Below are 21769 nucleotides of genomic sequence, written 5' to 3'. Positions count from 1 at the left end.
GGTTGATTTTCATAAAATGATTACTTTGAATAAAGCGGGCATCTTTTTAAAAGGTATTCCAGTGTAATTTTATAAGCATCCTGTGTATTCCAGAAGGATCTCCTTTCCTGACTGTATATACTAACTCCTTTATCATTGTAAATACTGAGCGTTAAACTGGTTTCGAAATTCTGGGTACTGGTTGAAACAACCGATCCGGAACTCTTTTCTCTGCTCTTGTACTGATTGTTTTTATTGTTATTACCACTGCTGTAGGTAGTGTTCGAATTACCGGTCGTAATATTTGTCTGATTACCTTTATTTACTGAGACGATTCCATCAATTACATATTCAACTCCCAGAATATTACAAAGATCGTCCATGGTATATCCTTTAATTGTTTCCCTGTTGATTCCTGCTTTAATTAATAAAGCATTGCTTGTTCTTGGGTCTACTATGCTCATTACACCCGCATGACGGTTCAGAAAGGCAAAGGTTTCGTTTTGCACCTTGAAACTGATATCGTCAGATGCAGTTTCCCCGTCTTTCAAAAACGCATAGGGGAGGATGGCTACCTTATTATGGTGGTCAGCCAGTCCGGGGCCACTCATTGCTGCCGTTGAAGCAGATTTTGAACTCGCTTCAGATGGCAATGCTGGTTTCGAGAACATTTCAATTCTGCCGCTGCTATAAGTTATTTTCAGGACATCCGTTTTTTTGATTTTGTAAACAAGCGACTCCCCTTTGTAGGTAAATTTGATTTCATTGTCATCAATTTCCATAACCTTCCCAACCAACTCATCTCCGTTGAGTTTTAGAATAACATCATTTTTTGTATCTGTCTGGGCCAACAATATTGAACTGAAGAAAATTAATAAAATTCCAATAAGTAGCTTTTTCATTGTTTACTTTTTAAGCTTGTTCGTTAATTTGGTTTTAATAGTTGAAACACGTTCTTTTATGACTCGAGGTGCAGGAATCCGGTAGCCTGCAAACAGTTTAAAAACAATACGGGCATTCCCATTCACGACCTGGGTGTTCTCCTGCCGGTAGGACGATGTAAAAGCAGTTGCATACAGGCCACCAAAAAAACGTTCGCCATTGTAGCCAATACCGGCTCTGCTATCCAGTCGAAATATAAAATCCTGCTGACGGGTTTTGATCCTTTCTCCATTACCACTACGGGTAGTGAGATTCATGAATAATATACCTGCACCGGGGGTTACACCCAGTGCGAAATAAAAGTTGCCCTTCAGAACGAAGTTGTGATAATAGCCGGCCCCCAATACTAATTCCAGGTTGTTGGATCGTTGGGATGTCTGGCCTGGATTTACCAATTTAGTCTTGTCATCTATGGTGTAATACCGGTATAACAATTGTGGAATAAAACTGCCGGCACTTTTGAGCTGTCGCTCCGACTGCGTAGCCAGGGCATTTAAAGAGAAGTTTCGGTTGAATTTGTAGCCTGTCATACCCTGGAAACTCCGGTACTGCAGATCTGGAAACTGAATGTAGGGGTCACCGTCCTGCCAACCCGGCCTGAAATCGGCTGTGTTTTCCAGGTAATAACCGCGGGTACGCTGGTAGGATAATTCCTGGAGCCAATGATCCAAATAAAAATTCAAAGCAAGTCCACCACTCCTGGTTTTTCCTTTCTCTTTTGTATCGCGGTTGCCTGGAAGGAAATGAGGAACGAACCGAACGGATAGGGAGATAAAAGAATAATTGACGCTGAGCGTTGAGACGGATGAGGCATTAGGATCAATACGGGATTTGGTACCATTCGTAAAAACAGAGAAGTTTTCCTGATCGGTAGTTTGGGCCAGTTTGAATGTTATATACTCATTCATGCTGGCTATATAACCCTGTTTTTTTTCAGAGTGATCCTCCAGGCTGTCTTGCGAAAAGACCGGACTGCAAACTGACAGCAGGAAGCCAGCTGTCACCCACCGTAATGTTCGATGAATAAAAGGCATATAACTTATTGACTCAATGTTGAGCTTCCAGGGTAAGAATCAATTGCCTGTTCTTTATGCCTTAACGATATACAATTATAAGATAAAGTATTTAATGTTGAGTTGACTTTAGTCTTCCCTACCTTTGACTTATGTCAATTAGTTCAACAGCAGATTTATTGGGAATGCAGGCTGTTAGCACAGCCGTTGCCATTACGCTTAAAAAAATGAGGGAATTTGCCAAACCCGGTATGAACTGTGCCGAGCTGGATGAATATGGAGCAGAGATACTAGCTGACTTCGGAGCACGGCCTGCTCCTAAACTCACTTATGGGTTTCCCGGATATACTTGTATCAGCGTGAACCAGGAAGTGGCACACGGAATTCCCGGTAAGGACAAAATTCTTGCAGAAGGTGACCTGGTCAATATTGATGTCTCTGCTGAATTAAACGGCTATTGGGGTGATAATGGAGGCTCGTTTGTATTGGGTGCTGATCTTCATGGTCATGCTAAACTGGTGAATACTTCCCGCGATATTCTCCTTAAAACTATTGCAGCCATCCGGCCCGGTATGAAAATCGCTGAAATGGGAAGAATGATTGAGCTGTCTGCAAAAAAAGAAGGCTTTCGCGTTATCCGGAATCTTACAGGGCATGGTATTGGAAGAAGCCTGCACGAATACCCACATTCCATTGCTAATTATTTTGATCCCTTCAACAAGGACCGTTTCCGGAAAAATATGGTAGTGGCTATTGAAACCTTTATCTCAACAGGCGGTCAGCGGGCGAAAGAATTGAAAGATGGATGGACACTGGTTACCGGAGATGGAAGTTATGTTGCCCAGCATGAACATACCATCATGGTTACTGAAAAAGAGCCGCTCATTTTAACTGCGGCCAATGAAATTTAACGCCTCCTGGTTTTTTTGGCCAATCGGTTGATGACCGTATCCAGTTTTACCTGCTGTTCATTGCTGCAAATAGCCCGAACTTTTCTGAAATGCCGGTAATTATTCATACTGATCTGCTTTTCAAAACCGGCTATTTTCCCAGCTAATGAGTCGATCAATGTTTCCGGCTGAGGTTCCAGTTTTAAATTAGCATACAATGCCTCCCGATTCTGACGAATCGAATCATATAATCCCCGGTTGTTGTTAGATACTGTTTCCCAGAGTTCCCGAAACTGTTGCTTTTGGGTACTGTCAAAACCAATTTCTCTTGTCATGTATTCCACGGGAGACCGGTCATTCCGGTTGGTCTGGGGTGTTTTTTTCTCCCGCCCCCAGAAATAAGCACCCAGCAATACCAGGTTGCTGATCAGCAGGGCTGCTATGACTATGATTAATGTTTTATTCTGCATACGAATCAGGGTTGATTAAAACCATTCTCCAGGATATTGGAAGGCTGGAAGCTGTAGTCCTGTGCCAAACTTACCAGTTGATCAGTCGTTTCTTCCGGAACCGACCGATTGGCGGTGATGGTTAAAATGTTTATCAGGATGACGGTAGCCACCAGCGCAACGGCCACAATAGGTCTTGAGAGAAATGCAGCCAGCCATCCCCAACTGCTTTTCTCCTGCTCCAGCTTCGCTTTGATGCGCGTGTACAGATGAGGGTTAGCGGTGGCCGGCTGAATGCCGTCCAAACTGCTCATCGCTTTCGCGACCTGATCCTGTACCTGATTTTTATTAGTCATCTCTGTGTGTTTGATAATAGCTACTCAATATTTTTTGCAAATTGGTTTTTGCCCGGTTCAACAATGCTTCCACAGCTCCGTCCGTTGTTTCCAATACCTGTGCTATTTCTTTAATGGCCAATCCTTCAATTTTCTGCAAGCTGTATGCCACACGCTGCTGTTCCGGTAATTTACGAATCGCTTTAAACAAAACCTGCGCTTCCTGCTTTTTCTCCAATTGCACACCCGGATGCAGAAAATTTCCGGGTTCCTGCTCCTGTTCTTCTTCCGATCCAAAAAGCGGCACCAGGAAGCCAAATCGTTTCTTGCGTTTTCTTCTTCTGATGCAATCGAGCGACTGGTGTACCGCTATTTTATACAGCCAGGTCTGGATACTGGATTCGCCTCTGAACTGTTGTACCGATTTCCAGGCGATAATAAAAACATCCTGTGTTATTTCCTCTGCATCCTCTGCCTGCTGCACCAATCCAAGTGCTGTATTGTATATCCTGTCTTTCCAATCCTCCACCAGTTGATGAAAAGCTGTTTCATCTCCCTTGCGAAGCAGTTCTATAAATTGGGGATCGGTCACTTTTTTTTCTGATTGCCTGTTTCAGCCCCAATTTACAGGTTAATTCATTGTTCCGCCAAAACCACCCGGACCACCAAATCCTCCGGGACCGCCACCAGGCCCCCAGGGCCCCTGACGACGTTGCGGGGCAGGAGCCTTACCAAAATTCTTGATCCGGTAAGAGAAGGTCAGCATGAAATATTGTGTCAGCACTTGCGTCTGGTTGTCTTCAATATAGTTCGGTTGAATGGTTCTGCTAATGCTTCGGTTCTGCTTTAGTAAGTCAAATACGCTTAAGTGTAGTTCACCTTTCTGGTCCTTCAGGAATTTTTTCCCAACACCCATATTCCACAACCAGAAGTTCTGATTGAATGCAGCTGTCAAACCACGGAACAATTGATTGTTGATATCGGTATTAAAGATCCATCCATTTTTACTCAACAGGTTTACACCCAGGCCGGCAGACTGACTGAAATAATTATTGTTCAGCGATTGCTGGAAACTGTTTTTAACCGTACTGTAATTCGCATTGTAATTCAGGTTAAAATCGACATACTCACTGATATTGCTGGCGATGACCATTCCTCCACTCCAGGTTGTATTGCGTGCAATGTTAGATACACTGTTGATAATGCCAGGTGTTTTACTGAAATTTCCCCCCGCATTAAAAGTCAGGTTCGATTTTATTGCTTTAAATGGAAAGGAATAGGTGAACATGGTATTGGCCGACCAATATCCATTCAGATTGACCGGTTTGGACAACTGTGCTCCTTCTCTTAGGGTAACCGTTGGTGTTAGTACGGAATCCGAAAAAGCAGTATAAGTTGCATTGGTGATAAAATTGTCCGATTGCGTTGCAAAGAAGTTCACAAAGAAACTGTTTCCTTTCCTGCTATTGGTATACGTGTAGCGGCCACCAACGCGGTTACTCACGGTCTGTTCGAGCTCCGGATTACCAGTATTCAGGAACAAAGGATTGGTGTTGTTGATCACATTCTGCAACTGATTTACGGAAGGATTGTTAGTACTGCTTCTGTAAAAGATGCGGATATTACTCCTGTCGCTGAGTTTCTTGCGAAAGAAAGCGTTTGGTAACAAATTGCTGAATGTCTTTTTCAGGTTGCCGGTTTGCGGATAGGTTTGGTTGTTATCCAGCGTGGTATGCTGTGCATCCAGTCCGATATTGAGGTTCATGTTACGATCCCCGATCCTATAGGTAACGCCACCACGATGTGTGGTCACCTCATTTACAAACACATTGGATAAACTGGTATCGAGGATGCTGAACTTGTCCGTTGTATTGTCAAATGCCCAGGTACGTTGATCTGCATCGCTTTTGGTAAAGGAAGGGTTGTAGCTGAATTGCAATTGTCCGCGTTTACCAATAGGTTCGGTGTAAGAAATATTTCCTGATAAATTATATCCCTTGGTGTCGGCCAATTGTTGCTGTAACAAAGAATCATTGGTTGGTATACCGGCTTTGTAGAAAGTTGAAATCGCTGAAACATCCTTCTGGCTGTTTCGGTCATTGATACCTGTTGTAATTCCAACTGAAATGGATCTTCCTCTTTTGCCGAAGGAATGGCGATACAACAGGGTATTATTGAAGTTGTAACCATTTCCGGTGGTGCGGTTTCGGTTTTCGGTTTCGCTGATCAGGTCACCATTTTGTTGTGTCTGAATACCGCTGATCGTGTTCTGTATATCATTCTTCTGGTAGCTGAAGCTGGGTATGATCAAAAGCGTATTGTTAGAATCAATCTTGTATTCCATCCGCATGTTGACGCGGTGGTTGAAATTCTTGTTTTCACTCAGTGATTCTTCGTTGTAGAAAGTGCTGGAATCCGGGCGGATGAATTGTTCGCGGGTTGATCTGGAATCATTCTCATTGTTGGCATTGTTAAAGAAATAACTGCCGCTTACATTGAAATTCTTGCCCCAGAGATCACTGAAGTTGATGCCCAATGCATTGGTGGTAGTAATCCCATTGGATCCGGGTACCTGGAAGTTGCCTCCACCGCCTCTGCCAGCACCACCACCACGGCCACTTCCACCACCTGAAAGTCCCAATAAATCAGAGCTTGAGAAGTTTTGCTGATTGATATTATTGAAAAGCCCAACCACCGATATGCGGCGTTCCTTGTTAAAGAAATTGACAGAGCCTCCGCCCTGGTAGCGATCATTGGTTCCATAACCGGCATATACTCTGCCGAACTGCCCGGCCCTGCGATCTTCTTTTGTTACAATGTTGATAGCTTTATACCCCTGACCATCATCAAAACCGGTAAGTTGTGCCTGGTCGCTCAAACGATCAAATACCTGGATTTTATCTACTACATCGGCAGGCAGATTACGCAACGCGGCCGTGGCATCATCTCCAAAGAACTCACGGCCATCCACAGTTACTTTTCGAACCTGTTCTCCCTGGGCTTTGACCTGACCGTTTTCTATGGATACACCCGGCATTTTTTTAACCAGGTCTTCCACATTTGCATCGGGATTCACTTTGAACTGGCTGGCATTGAACTGAACAGTATCGCCTTTCTGCTGGGCAGGAGGGGTAGTTGCTTTTACTACTACTTCTTCCAGGGCATCTTCGCCTTTTGCCAGCCGGATGGTACCCAAACTGGTTTCACCACCCCGCAGGGTTACCAGTTTTTCAAAGGGGGCAAAACCAACAAAGGAGATAGCAACTTTGTAAGATCCATTAGGAATCTCTGAAAAACTAAAGGAGCCGGTCTTATCCGTTACTGCATTTCTACTGAAATTACTGTTCCGGAGTTGTACAGTGGCGCCTGTTAAGGGAGCTTTGGCGGTACTGTCTTCAATCTTTCCGGTAATCCGGTTTTGTGCATAGGAAGGTAAAACTGAAACCAAAACCAGCACGAGTCCAAGGAAATACTTCATATAATATAGGTCTGTGAAGTATTGGACGCTGATTCTTATAAAAACCTACGGCTCATCCTCAATCTTTTTTAAAAGCCTGCCCGTTTTAGGGATACCGCTGCGCTGGGAACTATAGATACCGGTATGGCCACTGAAATAATAGGCAGTAAAACAGGCAATTGCGAAAAACAGAAAATGCTCTCCGCCAAATAATTCAATTCCCATAATAGTGCAGGCAATAGGTGTGTTGGTGGCTGCAGCAAACATGGCAATAAAACCAAGTCCTGCCATCAGGTCTACCGGAGCCCCCATCCATACAGCCAGAACGTTGCCAAGCGTAGCACCGATAAAAAACAGGGGGGTAACCTCGCCTCCTTTGAATCCCATCCCTATAGTGATGGCTGTAAATAACAGTTTCCAGACCCAACTGAAAGTTTCCGCTCCTCCCGTACTGAAAGCAGAGCTGATGGTGACTACTGATGGATCGGCATTCCAGACTCCCAGCCCCAGATAGTCCTGGTTGCCTGGTATCATACTGAGTCCAATTATGATTAATCCCCCTGCAATTGGTACCAGCCAGGGCCTGGGAATCAGCATATTGGAGATGTATTTAACCTGGTTGGTTAGCATACTGAAACAGGCACTAACCAATCCCGCGCAGGCTCCGAGGAGAATTACTTTAACCAGCAACATGCCTGAGTTCCACCAGTTTTCCGGCACCGTGAGTGTTATCGCCTCAGATAGAATGGAATAACTCACATGCCCAACGCCCCAGAACTGGCAGGTGATATCAGCCAGCAAACTGGCGATCAGGCAGGGGAGTAGCGCGGTATGCAGGATCTGTCCAAGAAATAATACCTCCACAGCAAACAGAGCACCGGTTACCGGGGTGCCAAATACTGCCCCAAATCCGGCAGCCATTCCGCAGAGGAGTAGGGTTTTGCGATCTTCCTGATCCAGCCGGAAAGGTTTTGCCAGTGCATCGGCAAGGCTGCCTCCCATCTGAACTGCTGTGCCTTCTCGCCCGGCTGATCCGCCAAACAAATGGGTGATCAGGGTCGCTATCAATACCAGTGGGGCCAGCCTTAGTGGAATGCCGGTACTGGGTTCATGAATTTCGTCCAGGATCAGGTTGTTCCCTTTTTCGGTTCTTTTGCCAGCCAGGTCATATAAAAAATAAATAAGTACGCCGGCGGCTGGTAAAAAAGCCAGTAACCAGGGATTTCGAAGTCGCAGGTTGGTGACTTCATCCAAGGACCAGAGAAAAAAGGCCACCAGGCTTCCAACCAAAATCGCAAGAGGGATTGCCAAAATGGTCCACCGAATCAGGAACCAGGAAATCCGGGCTTGTTCGGGTGCCTTCCATTTTTGTTCTAAGCCTTTCATGTGTATTAAAAATACACAAGTTAAAAGGGAATAAGGAAGGAAACCGATATTTGAAGTATGATTTATCCTCCCTACTTACAAAAAGGCGATACCATTGGAATGGTTTGTCCGGCTGGTTTTATGGCACCTGAAAAATGGCAAACCTGCGTGCAAACCCTGCAGGACTGGGGATTTAATGTGGAGCTGGGTGCTACTATGAATAGTGCCTCAACTACCTATTTCTCAGGGACGGATGAGGAGCGCAAACTGGATCTGCAACGCATGCTGGATGATAAAAAAATCAAGGCCATCCTTTGCGGAAGAGGCGGATATGGGATGGGGCGTATCATAGATCAGCTTGATTTTAAAAAATTCGAACGTCGCCCCAAATGGATTATTGGTTTTAGCGATATCACAGTACTGCATGCACATCTTAACAGGGTATGCGGAATTGCAAGCATTCATGGACCCATGGCTGCAGCCTTTAATGAAGGTGGCGATGAAAATCCCTATGTTCATTCACTCAAAGCAATGTTGCTCGGTGAAAAATCGGAATACCAGGCTACACCTCATCCCTTTAATATTGCTGGAACTGCACAGGGGCGACTGGTAGGTGGCAACCTGAGTTTGATTGCACACCTGGTCGGAACAAACTCTGCCTATAAAACAAAGGGGAAAATACTGTTCCTTGAAGATGTGGGAGAACTATTATACAATGTAGACCGCATGTTTTACCAGTTAAAAAGAGCTGGTCTGCTGGATGGATTAGCCGGACTTGTATTAGGTGGGTTTACGGATAATAAAGATACAGAACGCCCTTTTGGTCAAACCGTGGAAGAAATCCTGCATCACCTGGTTAAGGATCGTGATTACCCGGTTTGCTTTGGTTTTCCGGTCAGTCATGAAAAAGAAAATTACGCCCTGAAAGTTGGTGCGAGGTATCAGTTACTGGTTTCTCCATCAGAAGTTCGACTGGTAGATAAAGGCTGATTACTGGCAGCCAGTTGCAAGCTGTTCCGAAACGGTATTCAGTTTAACATGGAAAGCTAAGCCTGTACTATCGTTTGCCGGCTGCAATTCAATGGAAGCACGAACATATACTCCTTCAGCAAGTTTGGCTGCCTGTTTTGCAAAAAACCGATTGGCTTCTTTAATTCCTGCATCATTCATAAGTTCCCAGCTTTGTGCAATTCCGCAGGGTTGAAAATTCCCCTGGTTGTTTTCAATTTTCAGGAATCCATTCGTCAAAAAAGGGCGGGTGATCAGGTTGACTGGTTGGGTTGTTTGTTCAAGACTGTAATCCAGTCCGGTTATCATCTCAGAGCCATCTTTGTCCAATTGCACAACACGGTCTTCCATGATCTTGAATCTGCGGGCGCTGTCATCAGCAGACCCCAGGGTAAGAACATCGCCTTCCCGGCTGAATCTGCCGATAGAACCCAGGGGCTGGCTTTGTTCTCCGATATATGATTCGGATAGAAAATAGGTGCTGTCATCCAGTATAGCCAATTCGGTGAAGATCCCTTCACAACTGGCGCAGGGTAATGTATCTGCATAGTAGGAAGCCAGTTCATTCAGTGAAAGGGCGGTTCGGGTTTCCGGAACTGTTATATCTGTTGTTACTTCAATACCATCATTACAGGCCAGCCAGCCCAGGGCAAGCAGGGCCATAAAGTGGGTTCGTTGCATTGGAGGAAATTTGACCCAATATAATGAAAAAAGCCACCCGTATGGACGAGTGGCTTTAGTGTGCTTACTACCAACCAGTGACTTAAGCAAAAATTTTATGATTGTTATGATTCAAATTTATCCTTTTTTCAAATAGTGAAAAGATTGATTAATTTTATAGATACATAGATTCTATCTATCAGATGACACTTACTCAGCTTGAATATATACTAGCGGTAGATGAGCACCGGCATTTTGCTACGGCAGCTGCGCATTGTTATGTGACCCAGCCAACTCTCAGTATGCAGATACAGAAAATGGAAGAGGAAATGGGGTTGAAAATCTTTGATCGCAGCAGGCAACCGGTAATACCGACCCCTTTGGGTGAGTTGGTGCTGGAGCATGCCAGGCGGGTGATGCGGGAAGTAAAACTGCTGGAAGATGTGATTAAGGAAAAGCAGGGACTGATACATGGAGAGTTGCGCCTTGGGATCATCCCTACGCTGGCTCCCTACCTGCTGCCCATATTTCTGCCCTCCTTTCTGGAGAAATATCCGGAATTGCAATTAAAGGTGAAGGAGATGACAACCGATAATCTGGTTGAAGCAGTTGCTAAAGGACGATTGGATATGGCACTGGTGGTAACTCCACTGAATCATAAAGGAATAGAAGAATATCCTCTTTTTTACGAAGAGATGATGGCCTATGTATCGCGCAAGCATGCGGCGTATAAAAAAACCTACATGCTGGCTAAGGACATTGATGTACATGATCTCTGGTTGCTGGAAGAAGGGCATTGTTTTCGGGATCAGATACTGAACCTTTGTGAATTGCAGCAGGCACACAAAGACCTGCTCTTATTCGAATACGAGGCCGGGAGCCTGGAAACACTTAAGAAAATGGTGGAAACCAATCGTGGTATTACCATTTTACCAGAGTTGGCCACCTATGACCTGACTGCTTCCCAGCAAAGAATGTTACGACACTTTAAAACACCTGCACCCATGCGGGAGGTTAGCCTGATTGCCAGCAAAACCTTTGTGAAGGAGAAATTACTCGAGGCGCTGAAGGAATGTGTACTGTCCAGTTTGCCTGAAAAAATCCGGAAGAATAAACCCCGAAATGTTATTCCTGTTCAGGAGGGGTAACTGCTTCGTCTACTGTTTCCTCCAGTTCTTCGGAGTCTTTTCCTCTGCGGACACGTACAACCGGATTTTCTGAGGTGCCGGTAACGGTCATGGGTATCCCAATAATGCCCAGGGGAGGCAGACCCAGGCGGAAGCGCAAATTCAATTGTCCGTCCAGGGAAACCTGTCCTTCTACCCTTGGCCGGAATCCGAATATGCGCATTCTCGTTCTCTCAATTGTTATCAGGTTGTTGTTTATGGAAGAATTAATAACAACTGCTTTCAGTTGAGGATTATTGATGCTGTCCTTGCCGCTTGCTTTACTGACCGCATTGAACAGTTTCAATCCTTTTACTTCAACATTTTCCAGGACCAGTTTTCCTTTTCCTTTCAGAGATGGATTTACCGGATCCATTTGTTCATTGATTCGTCCGGATAAAAAGTAATCCATTGAAATCAGCCCTTTGGTATAGGCAGCAGATGGCGCCATTTCTCTGAACAGACTGATTTCCTCGTACGCTTTTTTGACATCAAAAGAATCAGCGCGGGTTTTAATTGAAAACTTTGCGGAGTAGGGGTTTTCAGGCTGGTAGTCGGCTTCCAGGAACACCCGGGCACCTGCAATCCGGGCGGTTGTTTGACTAAGTTTGGCTACTCCTTTTTGTATTTGCAATTGGCCGGCCAGCTGATGCAGGCTGCTTTCTCCAAACTGAACAGTATCAATGGCGGCTTTCAGTATAAAATTTATTCCATCAGGGAATAATAAAACCCCTGAACCTTCTTTGCCAGTTGAAGTACTGTCTGACACAGTTGTTGCTTCAAAAGCTGTGAAATCATCCAACTGCAAATGTTTTCCTCTTATGGATAAGATCCCTTTGAGTTCGGATTGATTCATAAGATACCCGACTATTTGCTGCACATCTCCCTCCAAATTCAGTTGATTCCTTTTATACTGTAGGGTGGTGTTTTTCAGCCAGGCATGTTCCTGGTTGAATTCCAATCGCAACGAAGGAAATACAAAGGGTGCAGGATAGGCATTGCTGCGCAGTTGTAATTGTTCTGCCTGCAGGTATCCTTTTTGCCGGAGGTTTCTGTATCGTTTTTGCTCTATATCAGATACGCGCCCGCCCAGATCCAGATTCATTTCAAGATTTCCGCCAACCCGGAAATCATCAATCGCCAGGAGCTGGTAAAGGCTGTCCAGGTTCAGCGTTCCATTTGCTGCAATCTGGTAATGGATGTCTTGCAGGTTTTCCAGTTTTCCGGTCAATTCAAAAGGCTGATTATTGAATTGGAATTTGGCTGTTGGAATCGAAATCCTGAGGTCTTTGGAATTCCCTGTATTGGATTCAATGGATGATTCAATAAAGATATTATCAAGGGAGCTTGCTGAAAAAGGGGTTTGAATTCGTCCTGCTTTCCATTGGAGCTGAGCAGCCGTTACTGGGAACGCATTATTCTCCGTATTTAGCTCACCCGCCGCATCGATTTGCATGTGAAGGTCCCCTTCATAACGGTAACCCTCAAGTGGAAATACCTGGTTGATTTCCTTCATAGGAAGGGTTGCCTTTCCGGAGATTTTCATGTTTGAGGGAAACAGTCCATCCAGCTCTGCTGTCATTTCCATCTGACCAGAACCTGGTTTTGCTTTGAATTCCTGAATTTTTAAATGAATGTCCTCCCAATTGGACCCTGTAAGGCTGGATTCAATGCTGGCAGAGATTTCAGCAACCGCCAATGGTAACTGTTGGAATTTAATCTTGCCTTGTTCAAGGCGCGCATTAAGTTGATAGGAGGGGACAGACAATAAAATGGTATCTGGCCGAAAATTGGAAGGATTCTGTCCTCTTTTCAGTTGACCATCTATGTTTGCCCGAATAGCTAATTTACCAGCGATGTCAACATCACTCAGGCCAAGTGCCTGGTCTAATAACTGCAGTTCTATTCTGCTGTTGATATCCGCCTGAATGATTGGGTTGTCGAATCCCTGTACCTGTCCTTTGATTTGGGAGCTATCTTCATCCAGTGTGAAATACAAGCAATCTATTTTCACCAGCATGCTGTCGGGTTCCAGCCGGGGCAGGTAGAGGTCAGCCTTCAATTGAACGTTACGTAAAGGCTTAGGCGCATTTTTATGTTGTATGCTTCCCTCGTTAATCAGGCAGGAAATATGCATGTCGGGTGCTTCGCCGGTACCGGCTCTGTACGCGCCTTTCAGATCCAGGGTTACTTTACTTTTTCCGGTGATGCGGGTATCCTTGAACCAGCTGTCATACCCTGGCGGTAAAACAGAGAATATGTTTTTAAAGTCTGTCGAACCAGATACAAGACTTAGATCAATATCATAGCCATCCCGCACGAAAAATAGTGTTCCGGAAAAATCAACCGGTAATTGATTGATCAGGATATCATTTTTTTGAAAGCGTAAGGCCAGTGAATAGGTATTTACGCCGGTAATTAAATCAGCATCCACACTGCGTTGATCCAGGTATCGGGTGCCATTGTATTCAACACTCATGGATTTTGCATGAAGCGAGGAGGTGAGATCAAACTCTTCCTGATCTAGCATGCCTCTTCCTTCATATGAAAATTCATTGGATTCTATTAACAAGGGAATGGACGCATCCTCATAGTACAACGAACAATCCGAAAAATATATTCCCTGTATTTGTAAACTCGTTCCTCCGGACTTTTTCACTGCAGCAGTGTCAGTTTTATTCTTTGCTTTATAGATTGCATAATTGGCTTTTCCATCTTTGTCAACTAAAACTTTCACGTTGGCCCCTTCTATGAAAAACTGATCTACTTCGAGATCGTCTTGAAAGAGGGAGGCCAGATTAATCCCAAAACTCAGGCTTTCGCCTGCCATCAGGGTGTCTTTTTCAAAAGGTTTTGCCCCTGTTAAGGAGAAGTCTTTTAGTGTAAGTGTCAGCCTTGGAAAATGACTGAAAAAGCCAATCTGGACTTTTTTAAAATCGACCTGGCTTTCCACCGTTTGGTTGATCCAGGTTTTGATTGACTGTTCAATCCGATCTGCAAAAAGCAAGGGAAGCAGGTATAGTAATGCCAATATGCTGCCTAATAAAATACCAATTATTTTTGCCACTCTTCTGATTCTAACACTCATACTGGTCTGGATATAATTAGTTCTTGTATTTTAAAACAGAATCGATCGCGGCTTGATATGCAGGGAATGTTGTAAGATCATTATGACTTCCTTCTTCTATCGTTTCAAATTTATCGGCTGCTTTTAATAGCGGTTTCAACCTGCTCGCATTGGAATAAGGAACAACACCATCATCTGTGCCCTGTAGTATCAGAATGGGAGCTTTGACCTGTTGGATGTACTGGTAGGTTGGGAATTTCATTTTTATCATCCGGCTTACCGGGTAAATGGGAAGGTAGCGACTGAACAGGGAAGTAATGCTGTAATAGGGCGTTTCAAGAATCAGTGTTTGCGTAGCCGATTCGGTTGCCAGTCGGGTCGCGATTCCGGTACCCAGGCTCTTACCATAGATAAAAATACTGTCAGCAGCATACCTGGCCCTAACCAGCTTGTAGGTTTGCCTGGCAAACTGGTGAAGTTGTTCTTCCGTCAGTTCCCCGGTGCTTTTGCCAAAGCCCGGATAATCGGGCATCCAAACTTCAAATCCCCTGCTGGTAAAATAGCCGGCATATTTCGCATAATGCGAAATATTTTTTTTGTTGCCATGGAAATAAAGAACAGCGCCTGAAGCCGGTTTGCTGCTGTCTGAAGCAGGTAAAAAACATACTACATTCATGTTAACCCCTTCTTTAATGGGGATATTCATTTCCTTAAAGGGTTGCTCAAATTTATAGGGACTCGATTTGGTAAGCGGCTCGGGGTGAAACAAAAAATAATCCTGTAAATAAAAAACTGCGATTCCAATAACCGCATACAATACCACTGCAATTTGAAGTCGGCTCAGCCATTTCATCCGACAAAAATAAGAAAGCAGCCTGCTCCACTTGCAGGTAAATAAATTAATACTATATTGAATATGTAAATAGTAATATATGAAAAGTGGATTTTCATTGATGATGCTTGTTATAGCCCTGTTCTCAGTGTTACAGCTTTCTGCTCAAACAGAAGGGCAGGAGGAGAAACTAAACCTGCCGGGAGATAACCTGAACCTCTATGCTGTTATGAAGATGTTCCAGGAATCGGAGACCCTGGAAATTTTTGAAAAAAAACTTAACGAAGAAGATAACCGGATCAATAACCTGGATCTGAATGGGGATGATGAAATCGATTATATCAAGGTCCTCGATGAAGTGGATGGGGATGTTCACAATATTATTCTGCAGGTGTCCCTGAATGATAAGGAGAAGCAGGACGTAGCCGTATTCACAGTGGAAAAAATCAAGGATGGCCAGGTGCGGATCCAGTTAACAGGGGACGAAGAACTGTATGGCAAGGATTATATTATTGAGCCCAATATGACAGAAGGCGCTTCCAATGGGAGACCCAATCCGGGTTATACAGGCAAAACACAAAAAATCGAGGACAAGCTCATTGTAGCCAATTCAGTCCCTCAAACTGAAATTGCCACCTGGCCGGTGGTGGTTTATATGTACCAGCCAACCTATGTGGTATGGCGTTCTCCCTATTACTATGGATATTATCCGCCCTGGTGGAGGCCCTGGCGCCCCTGGTACTGGCACCAGTACTATGGATACCATTACAACTGGTATCACCATTACTATGGGTTCTACAGAAGAAGTTATTATCACTACTATCCCGGCTGGTCTGTTTTTTATTACAGCAACCGCAGATCTGTTTCAATAACAGTCACCAACAGACGCAGATCCGGCTATTACCGGTCTACTTATTCCAGGCCTGAATTGAGAAGGGATGGGATGGCGATGTACACCCAAAAGCATCCCGACCGGCCGGTGCTGAAACCTGGTGTAAACCGACCTGCACCCCGACCTACACCCAGCAAGCCTACAGTAACCAGGCCTGCTCCTGAAAGACCAGGAACAACAAGACCTGCTCCTTCCAAACCAGCTCCCGCAAAACCTGGGGTGGAACGCCCTGTTGCAAGACCTACTCCGCAAAAACCAACTACCCGACCAACAAACCCGGTTAGCAGGCCTGCCCCGTCTACTCGTCCGGCACCATCAACACGCCCGGCACCTTCCACACGCCCAGCAGTGAAACCGGCTCCGGCTGCTCGTCCGGCACCTAAACCGGCAACACGCCCGGTTAAAAAACCGGGTGGCGGAAATTAATGATCTATACTTATAACACGGGTGATCAGCCAACGGTCACCCTCTTTTTTCCACACCATTATGTTTTTAAAACTGCCGCAATCCATTTTGTTATTCTCTATATGGCAGAAACGATGGCGGTTGATCTGGATTGCACCCGAACCCGGAACAGGATATACTTCTAATGTACCAGGTTCCATATCCCGACGGAAACCGGATTCCGTGTTTCTCTCAAACAGCTGTTTTGATTTTGTTCGGGTTTGTTCATAATTGTCCATTCCTCCTTTATCATGATAGAATTCAAGATCAGGAGAAAAGTAAGCCATGACTTCATCTAACTGGCGTCGGTTAAACGCATCAAAAAAGGCACTGTCCAATGCCTGGATCTGGTAATATAAACTATCCCGGTTAGTAGCTGTACCAGATTTAGCGATCTCAGGTACAGCAAACAGGGTGGCGGTAAATGCAAGCAAGGCTCCATCTCCGTAAGGACCATGTCCGGGTACTACGGTTGCTACCTCCGGATAAGCAGCTTGCACAGCCTGAATGGTGGTACTCCAGCTGGTGATATTGGCATCTCCTACAAATCCGAACCCGGCATCCAGTGACTTAACAAGGCATCCTCCAAACAGGGCCTTATACTCCGGTACATAACTTACTATATTGTCTTTCGTATGTCCTTCTCCGAAATATCGGTTAATGATTGGTTTGCCATTCAGGAAGAGCTGCTGTTCTCCTTTGAAAACCTGCCTGGGCAAAGGACTGCCTGCAGCTTCTGCCAACTCTCTTGTCAGTTCATTTGAAATGGAATGAATACCCGCTTTATGAAACTCCGCCAATCCAGCCAGGCAATCATTATGAAAATGATTAATAACAACAGCCTTCACCTTCAGCTTCCATTTTTTTCTCAACACCCGGATCAACTCAATACTCGCCGTATCCGATGCGGGCGTGTCAAACACAACAGCAGAATCTCCACTGATATAGATCATGCCATTACAACCAACTTTACCCCAGTTGTCGGTTTGCAGATAAGATTCATGTACATACAGATTAGGCTGAATGGGAGTAATCTTCAAATGCGAAGACGCATAGGATTTCGATTGTGCCTGCAGGTTATATCCGGTTGCAAGGCATAACACTATCATTAATATCTTACCGATACAGATCCATCCAGGCAAGGAGTTTTTCTTCAAACAGGGGAGTTTCTTCATATGGAGGGTTATGTGCACTGTGTTCAAATAATTCAAGTGTGATGTCTGAGAATTGTTTCATAATGCCAGTCCATTGATCTGCGGGGCCAGCAAGGTAGTCGAATTTTCCATGTGCAAGCCAAACCGGCACATAGAAATCAGTCAGTCCCTGGGTTATATCAATATCTCTGAAAACAATTCCCCACAAATAGTCTATCGCCGGCATATTGGTATAAACATCTTTCCAGAAAGCGCCAGCATCTATTTCAAGATTCAGCCAGCTCTTGGGTGCCAGTGCCAGGTTATACAAGAGGAAGGATTTGTCCGGTTCAGCTTCAATGGCTGCAGGTAATGCTTCCATATTGGCACGAAAGGCATTGATACGTTCAGGCTCCGCCAGTGTTTCAAAATGCAGATCAGCCAGCGCATGATTTCCCGTAGAAAGGGATGTGGCCATGCCGGTCAGTATTACTCCCTTAACATGGTCGGCATATTTTTTTGCATATTCCAATGCCATATACCCATGTCCACTGTGACCAACAATCCAGCACCGCTTCCATCCAAGTTCCTTTCGAAGCGCTTCCATATCCTCAATGATCTCCTCCAACGCATACAGTTCTTCTACTGGTTCTGTGCTATCTGGAGGAATGCTAAAGCCACGGTGGTCAGCAAATACAAAATCCAGTTTTTCTTTTAAGGATGCAGAGAACAGACGCTGGTAAAAAAGCCTGCTTCCAATTACGAATACTGGTTCTCCTTTTCCTTCTTTTAAATAGTGGAGCTTAAAGCCATTTCTTTCAATAAAGCCTTCCTGGATTTTCATATCGGATCTTGCTTTGGGGTACGGAAATTTCGGTCAGTTTCATCAACCGCCCGCAATATACTACAGCAACGGCTTTGTAAGGATGTAAATGGTAAGCAGTTATTCACATGCTTGAATTATCAACTGCATTATTTCTCCAACTTGTTGATTCGTCCATCTTGTTACAACAACCAGTTCATTTTTATAATCAATTATGATATAATTACCACCGTATCCTGCTGCATAATAGAGTTCACGCGGGGCTCCTTTCAATGACTGATCACTGTTGTTCCACCATAGATATCCATAGGCTTTATTTGCAGGCGATGGTGCAAGTGCCTGCCGTATCCAGTTTTCTGAGAGCAGTTGTTTGTTTTTCCATTTTCCTTTTCGGAGAAAGAGCAATCCATATCGTGCCTGGTCCACTGTGTTGATAAACATCCCTCCACCAAAATGCCCACCTCCGCTTACTGATTGTACCTGCAATCCATCCATCGTTACCCATGAATTTGAATAGCCATACCATCTCCATGTAGTGGAAGCTCCAATGGGATCCTGTATCTGTTCTTTCAAAACCTGTGGCAGTGGCTTTCGCCAAACCTGCAAGAGAGAATATGCCAGCAGGTTTACCCGGATATCATTGTATTTAAAAAAAGTACCGGGTTCATTTAATTTCCTGTTTTTCCAATCGTCGATAGTCCCTTCGCGGGGAGGCCTGTCGGCCCAGTCCTGCTGACCGAATAATTCACCCGACCAGTCTGAACTCTGGTTTAATAAATGTTCCCAGGTAATCTTGCTGTTATGCGGACTATCAAAAGATCCATCCCATACGTATTTATTCAGTTTGTCATTGGTAGAACGAATCAGTCCCTGGTCTACTGCCAGTCCGGCTATGGTTGATAAATAACTTTTTGTAACACTGAAGGTCATGTCCACCCGCTCGATATCCCCCCAACTGGCAACAATATATCCCTTTCTGATAATCAGTCCGGCTGGCTTACCCCTGTCCTTCATGGGCCCCAGGATCTGGTAACCCGGTTCTCGCTGATAGGATTTATAGGCAGCAATTCTAAGGTCGGTATCCAGTTCAATTTCGGATCGTTTTGCCAATGCTACGGCACTGTCCACCAGTTCTTGTTTCATGCCCAGTTTGGCGGCCGGTTGCCGGATCCAGTTACTGTCGGGATAGTACCCTTGCTGCGCAAAACTTGTCAGGGTAAAACAGGCAGTTATCAACTGAAAAAACAGAATCTGAACAGGATTTCTTTTCATTACAGAAAGGTACAGCAGGGGACTGAAAAAAATTCCGGGAATTCTGTAATGCAGCGTTCGATCCTGCATCTATAGAAGTATAAAACCTGAAAATATGAACCTTCGAATCCTTTTTTGTATGGTATTTTATCTGGGAATAGTATTGAAATCCCAGGCTCAATATGCATTTAAAACAGAAGTAAGCGGAAAGGGGCCAGCCCTGCTGCTGATTCCCGGCTATAGCTGCAGTGGTGATGTCTGGAAGGAAACGGTTGCAATCCTTAGCGCAAACTACGAGTGTCATGTGTTGACCCTGGCCGGGTATGCAGGCCAACCGGCTATAGATACACCGGTACTGAAAACAGTAAAAGGAGATATCATTCGCTATGTAAAAGATAAAAAACTAAATAAACCAATTCTGGTGGGGCATAGCCTCGGAGCTTTTATGAGCATCTGGGTGGCAAGCGAAGCACCGGGACTCTTTGGAAAAATTGTCTGTGTGGATGGTGTGCCATTTATTTCAGCATTAGGCAGACCTCAAATCACGGTTGATTCAGTGAAGAAAAATCCGGCATTCAATCCGGAACTGGTGATTCGTAATTTTCAAAACCTTCCCGATAAAGGGTTTGTTGATCAAACAGCCATGGCTATGCGCTGGCAGGTACAGGATACTGCAAGAGCAAGGCAGATCGCAATCTGGCAATACAACAGCGACCGCAAAACACTTGCTACCACATTGCTGGAAATGTCTACCACCGATCTTCGCGCAGCATTAAAGAAAATTCCTCAACCTGTATTGGTGATGGGTAGTATTTATCAGACAAAAGAGCAATCTGAACGTTGGCTGAAGCAGCAATATGAGCAAACACCTGACCTGGTAATTAAAGTTGCTGATAGTAAACATTTCATCATGTACGATCAGCCGAATTGGTTTATAACTGAATTAACTGCATTTTTAAACAAATAAGCAGGTGAAGCAACACAAAGAATTTACGGATCTCTACGAGCAGTACGCTCCCGGTATACTAAAACTCTGTATGGGTTATACCGGAGACCGTACGCAGGCGGAGGACCTGTTGCAGGAAGTCTTTCTATCGGTCTGGAACAATATGCACAAGTTTCGGCAGGAAGCTTCCTGGAAAACCTGGATTTACAGAATCGCGGTGAATACCTGCCTCACCTATTTGCGGAAGCGTAAGTTGAAAACCGTGGATATTGATGAACACCCGGTTGCACAGTTACAGGAGGAAAAATCAAACCGGGAGCAGGAAGTACAGTTATTGTACACCTGCATCAGCAAACTTCCGGAAGCCGATCGTCTCCTTATTTCCATGGTGCTGGAAGATCAGTCCTATGAGGAAATTGCTGCAGTAGTTGATATCAGTGTGAACAACCTGCGCGTGAAAATTCATCGTATTAAAAAACAATTGACAGAAATCTATAATCAATATGCAAGACTTTGATGCACTGAAAAAAATCTGGCAGGAGGAGCCAGGTACAGCCAGGCAGATTTCTACACCTGCTGAACTCAGCAGTACCTCCCAGCGTAACCGCAAGTGGTTGAAGAATACCCAACTGATTGGTGCCATCGGCCAGATTTTTACTGCGGCCTTTATCACCTGGATGATCTTCTATGGAAATTTCGGTTTCAAATACTGGTACACCTATTTTTCAATGGGACTGATTGTATTGTTATCCCTTATGCAGATGGGAATCATGTTCTATACCTACTCAAAAATCAATGCCATTGATGATGCGGCTGCTCCTTCGGCTCATCTACGGCAATGGGAGGAGTATTATGCCATGCGGATGCGCATGATTCAATTCCAGGCACCAGTCTTTGCCATCCTGCTTACATTGGCTATTGGCATCTATTATATTGAAGTACTCTCTTTTATGAAAATGCTCCAGGCATCGATAGCGGTGGTGGTTACAGCAGCCTGGATTCTCTTCGCCTATTTTTACCTGGGTAAGAGAAGTATACGTAAAGAGAAAGGGCGCCTTCAATCGATCATTGATGAGCTGAAAGAGGTAGAGCAGCAGTTGACAACAAATGAATAATC

General features: G+C 44.6%; 20 protein-coding genes. 7 read left to right on the top strand and 13 right to left on the bottom strand.

Translation table 11 applies throughout. The features are described from left to right. Nucleotides 1-20 precede the first annotated feature (20 nt). Together L0U88_RS15430 and L0U88_RS15425 are read right to left on the bottom strand one after the other, a co-directional pair. Complete coding sequence (locus L0U88_RS15430) at nt 21-881, bottom strand: hypothetical protein (protein ID WP_234866983.1); 861 nt, start codon at nt 879-881, stop codon at nt 21-23. 3 nt (nt 882-884) lie between these two features. Then, on the bottom strand, nt 885-1829 hold the full coding sequence (locus tag L0U88_RS15425) for a DUF4421 domain-containing protein (RefSeq protein WP_234866982.1): 945 nt from the start codon (nt 1827-1829) through the stop codon (nt 885-887). A 257-nt stretch (nt 1830-2086) separates the two neighbouring features. On the opposite strand from L0U88_RS15425, the gene map reads away from it, so the two are divergent. Further along, nucleotides 2087-2845, top strand: coding sequence for a type I methionyl aminopeptidase (gene map, locus L0U88_RS15420; protein ID WP_234866981.1), 759 nt, complete (start codon nt 2087-2089; stop codon nt 2843-2845). On the opposite strand, the gene L0U88_RS15415 is transcribed toward map, so the two are convergent. Genes L0U88_RS15415 through L0U88_RS15395 form a run of 5 tightly spaced genes read right to left on the bottom strand, consistent with a single transcriptional unit; the run spans nt 2842 to nt 8451 of the window. Further along, nucleotides 2842-3294, bottom strand: a complete 453-nt coding sequence (locus tag L0U88_RS15415; protein WP_234866980.1) for a Spy/CpxP family protein refolding chaperone — start codon at nt 3292-3294, stop codon at nt 2842-2844. The genes map and L0U88_RS15415 overlap by 4 nt on opposite strands. A 5-nt stretch (nt 3295-3299) precedes the next feature. Further along, nucleotides 3300-3629: a hypothetical protein gene (locus tag L0U88_RS15410; protein ID WP_234866979.1), complete on the bottom strand. Its 330-nt coding sequence runs from the start codon at nt 3627-3629 to the stop codon at nt 3300-3302. Further along, a complete protein-coding gene (locus L0U88_RS15405; RefSeq protein ID WP_234866978.1) occupies nt 3622-4200 on the bottom strand; it encodes an RNA polymerase sigma factor in 579 nt (192 codons plus the stop codon). Before L0U88_RS15405 ends, L0U88_RS15410 begins: the two co-directional genes overlap by 8 nt. Nucleotides 4201-4239: 39 nt before the next feature. After that, nucleotides 4240-7086 carry a TonB-dependent receptor gene (locus L0U88_RS15400; RefSeq protein ID WP_234866977.1) on the bottom strand — a complete coding sequence of 949 codons (2847 nt, stop codon included), beginning with the start codon at nt 7084-7086 and terminating at the stop codon, nt 4240-4242. A 45-nt stretch (nt 7087-7131) separates the two neighbouring features. Continuing rightward, nucleotides 7132-8451, bottom strand: coding sequence for a voltage-gated chloride channel family protein (locus tag L0U88_RS15395; protein WP_234866976.1), 1320 nt, complete (start codon nt 8449-8451; stop codon nt 7132-7134). A 57-nt stretch (nt 8452-8508) separates the two neighbouring features. Here L0U88_RS15395 and L0U88_RS15390 point away from each other — a divergent pair, with 57 nt between their 5' ends. Then, nucleotides 8509-9420 carry a S66 peptidase family protein gene (locus tag L0U88_RS15390; RefSeq protein WP_234866975.1) on the top strand — a complete coding sequence of 304 codons (912 nt, stop codon included), beginning with the start codon at nt 8509-8511 and terminating at the stop codon, nt 9418-9420. Here L0U88_RS15390 and L0U88_RS15385 read toward each other — a convergent pair whose 3' ends face one another. Further along, nucleotides 9421-10119, bottom strand: coding sequence for a copper resistance protein NlpE (locus tag L0U88_RS15385; protein WP_234866974.1), 699 nt, complete (start codon nt 10117-10119; stop codon nt 9421-9423). Between the two features lie 182 nt (nt 10120-10301). Between L0U88_RS15385 and L0U88_RS15380 the strand changes: the two genes are divergently transcribed. Next, nucleotides 10302-11246, top strand: a complete 945-nt coding sequence (locus tag L0U88_RS15380) for a hydrogen peroxide-inducible genes activator (protein WP_234866973.1) — start codon at nt 10302-10304, stop codon at nt 11244-11246. Here L0U88_RS15380 and L0U88_RS15375 read toward each other — a convergent pair. Together L0U88_RS15375 and L0U88_RS15370 are read right to left on the bottom strand one after the other, a co-directional pair. After that, entirely contained in the window at nt 11224-14352 is a 3129-nt protein-coding gene (locus L0U88_RS15375) for an AsmA family protein (RefSeq protein ID WP_234866972.1), read from the bottom strand. The genes L0U88_RS15380 and L0U88_RS15375 overlap by 23 nt on opposite strands. 16 nt (nt 14353-14368) lie before the next feature. Then, entirely contained in the window at nt 14369-15184 is an 816-nt protein-coding gene (locus L0U88_RS15370; protein ID WP_234866971.1) for an alpha/beta hydrolase, read from the bottom strand. Nucleotides 15185-15263: 79 nt separating this feature from the next. Here L0U88_RS15370 and L0U88_RS15365 point away from each other — a divergent pair, with 79 nt between their 5' ends. Beyond that, on the top strand, nt 15264-16481 hold the full coding sequence (locus L0U88_RS15365; RefSeq protein ID WP_234866970.1) for a hypothetical protein: 1218 nt from the start codon (nt 15264-15266) through the stop codon (nt 16479-16481). Here L0U88_RS15365 and bla read toward each other — a convergent pair. The 3 genes from bla to L0U88_RS15350 all read right to left on the bottom strand — a co-directional run bounded on the left by bla (nt 16478) and on the right by L0U88_RS15350 (nt 19727). Next, a complete protein-coding gene (gene bla, locus L0U88_RS15360) occupies nt 16478-17656 on the bottom strand; it encodes a subclass B1 metallo-beta-lactamase (protein WP_234866969.1) in 1179 nt (392 codons plus the stop codon). The two genes, L0U88_RS15365 and bla, sit on opposite strands and share 4 nt — an antisense overlap. Next, the gene (locus L0U88_RS15355) at nt 17616-18476 is read right to left on the bottom strand and encodes an alpha/beta fold hydrolase (RefSeq protein ID WP_234866968.1); all 861 of its coding nucleotides are present in this window, start codon (nt 18474-18476) and stop codon (nt 17616-17618) included. The genes bla and L0U88_RS15355 overlap by 41 nt, the downstream gene beginning before the upstream one ends. Nucleotides 18477-18575: 99 nt before the next feature. After that, nucleotides 18576-19727: a serine hydrolase domain-containing protein gene (locus L0U88_RS15350; protein WP_234866967.1), complete on the bottom strand. Its 1152-nt coding sequence runs from the start codon at nt 19725-19727 to the stop codon at nt 18576-18578. A 94-nt stretch (nt 19728-19821) separates the two neighbouring features. Between L0U88_RS15350 and L0U88_RS15345 the strand changes: the two genes are divergently transcribed. The 3 genes from L0U88_RS15345 to L0U88_RS15335 are packed head-to-tail and all read left to right on the top strand — an operon-like array spanning nt 19822 to nt 21767. After that, nucleotides 19822-20673: an alpha/beta fold hydrolase gene (locus L0U88_RS15345; protein ID WP_234866966.1), complete on the top strand. Its 852-nt coding sequence runs from the start codon at nt 19822-19824 to the stop codon at nt 20671-20673. Nucleotides 20674-20677: 4 nt separating this feature from the next. After that, complete coding sequence (locus L0U88_RS15340) at nt 20678-21169, top strand: RNA polymerase sigma factor (protein ID WP_234866965.1); 492 nt, start codon at nt 20678-20680, stop codon at nt 21167-21169. After that, complete coding sequence (locus tag L0U88_RS15335) at nt 21156-21767, top strand: hypothetical protein (protein ID WP_234866964.1); 612 nt, start codon at nt 21156-21158, stop codon at nt 21765-21767. The genes L0U88_RS15340 and L0U88_RS15335 overlap by 14 nt, the downstream gene beginning before the upstream one ends. Nucleotides 21768-21769: the final 2 nt, after the last annotated feature.

Origin of the sequence: Flavihumibacter fluminis, assembly GCF_021491375.1 — a bacterium.
Classification (GTDB): Bacteria; Bacteroidota; Bacteroidia; order Chitinophagales; family Chitinophagaceae; genus Flavihumibacter; species Flavihumibacter fluminis.
This window is presented reverse-complemented; position numbering and strand designations above follow the sequence as displayed.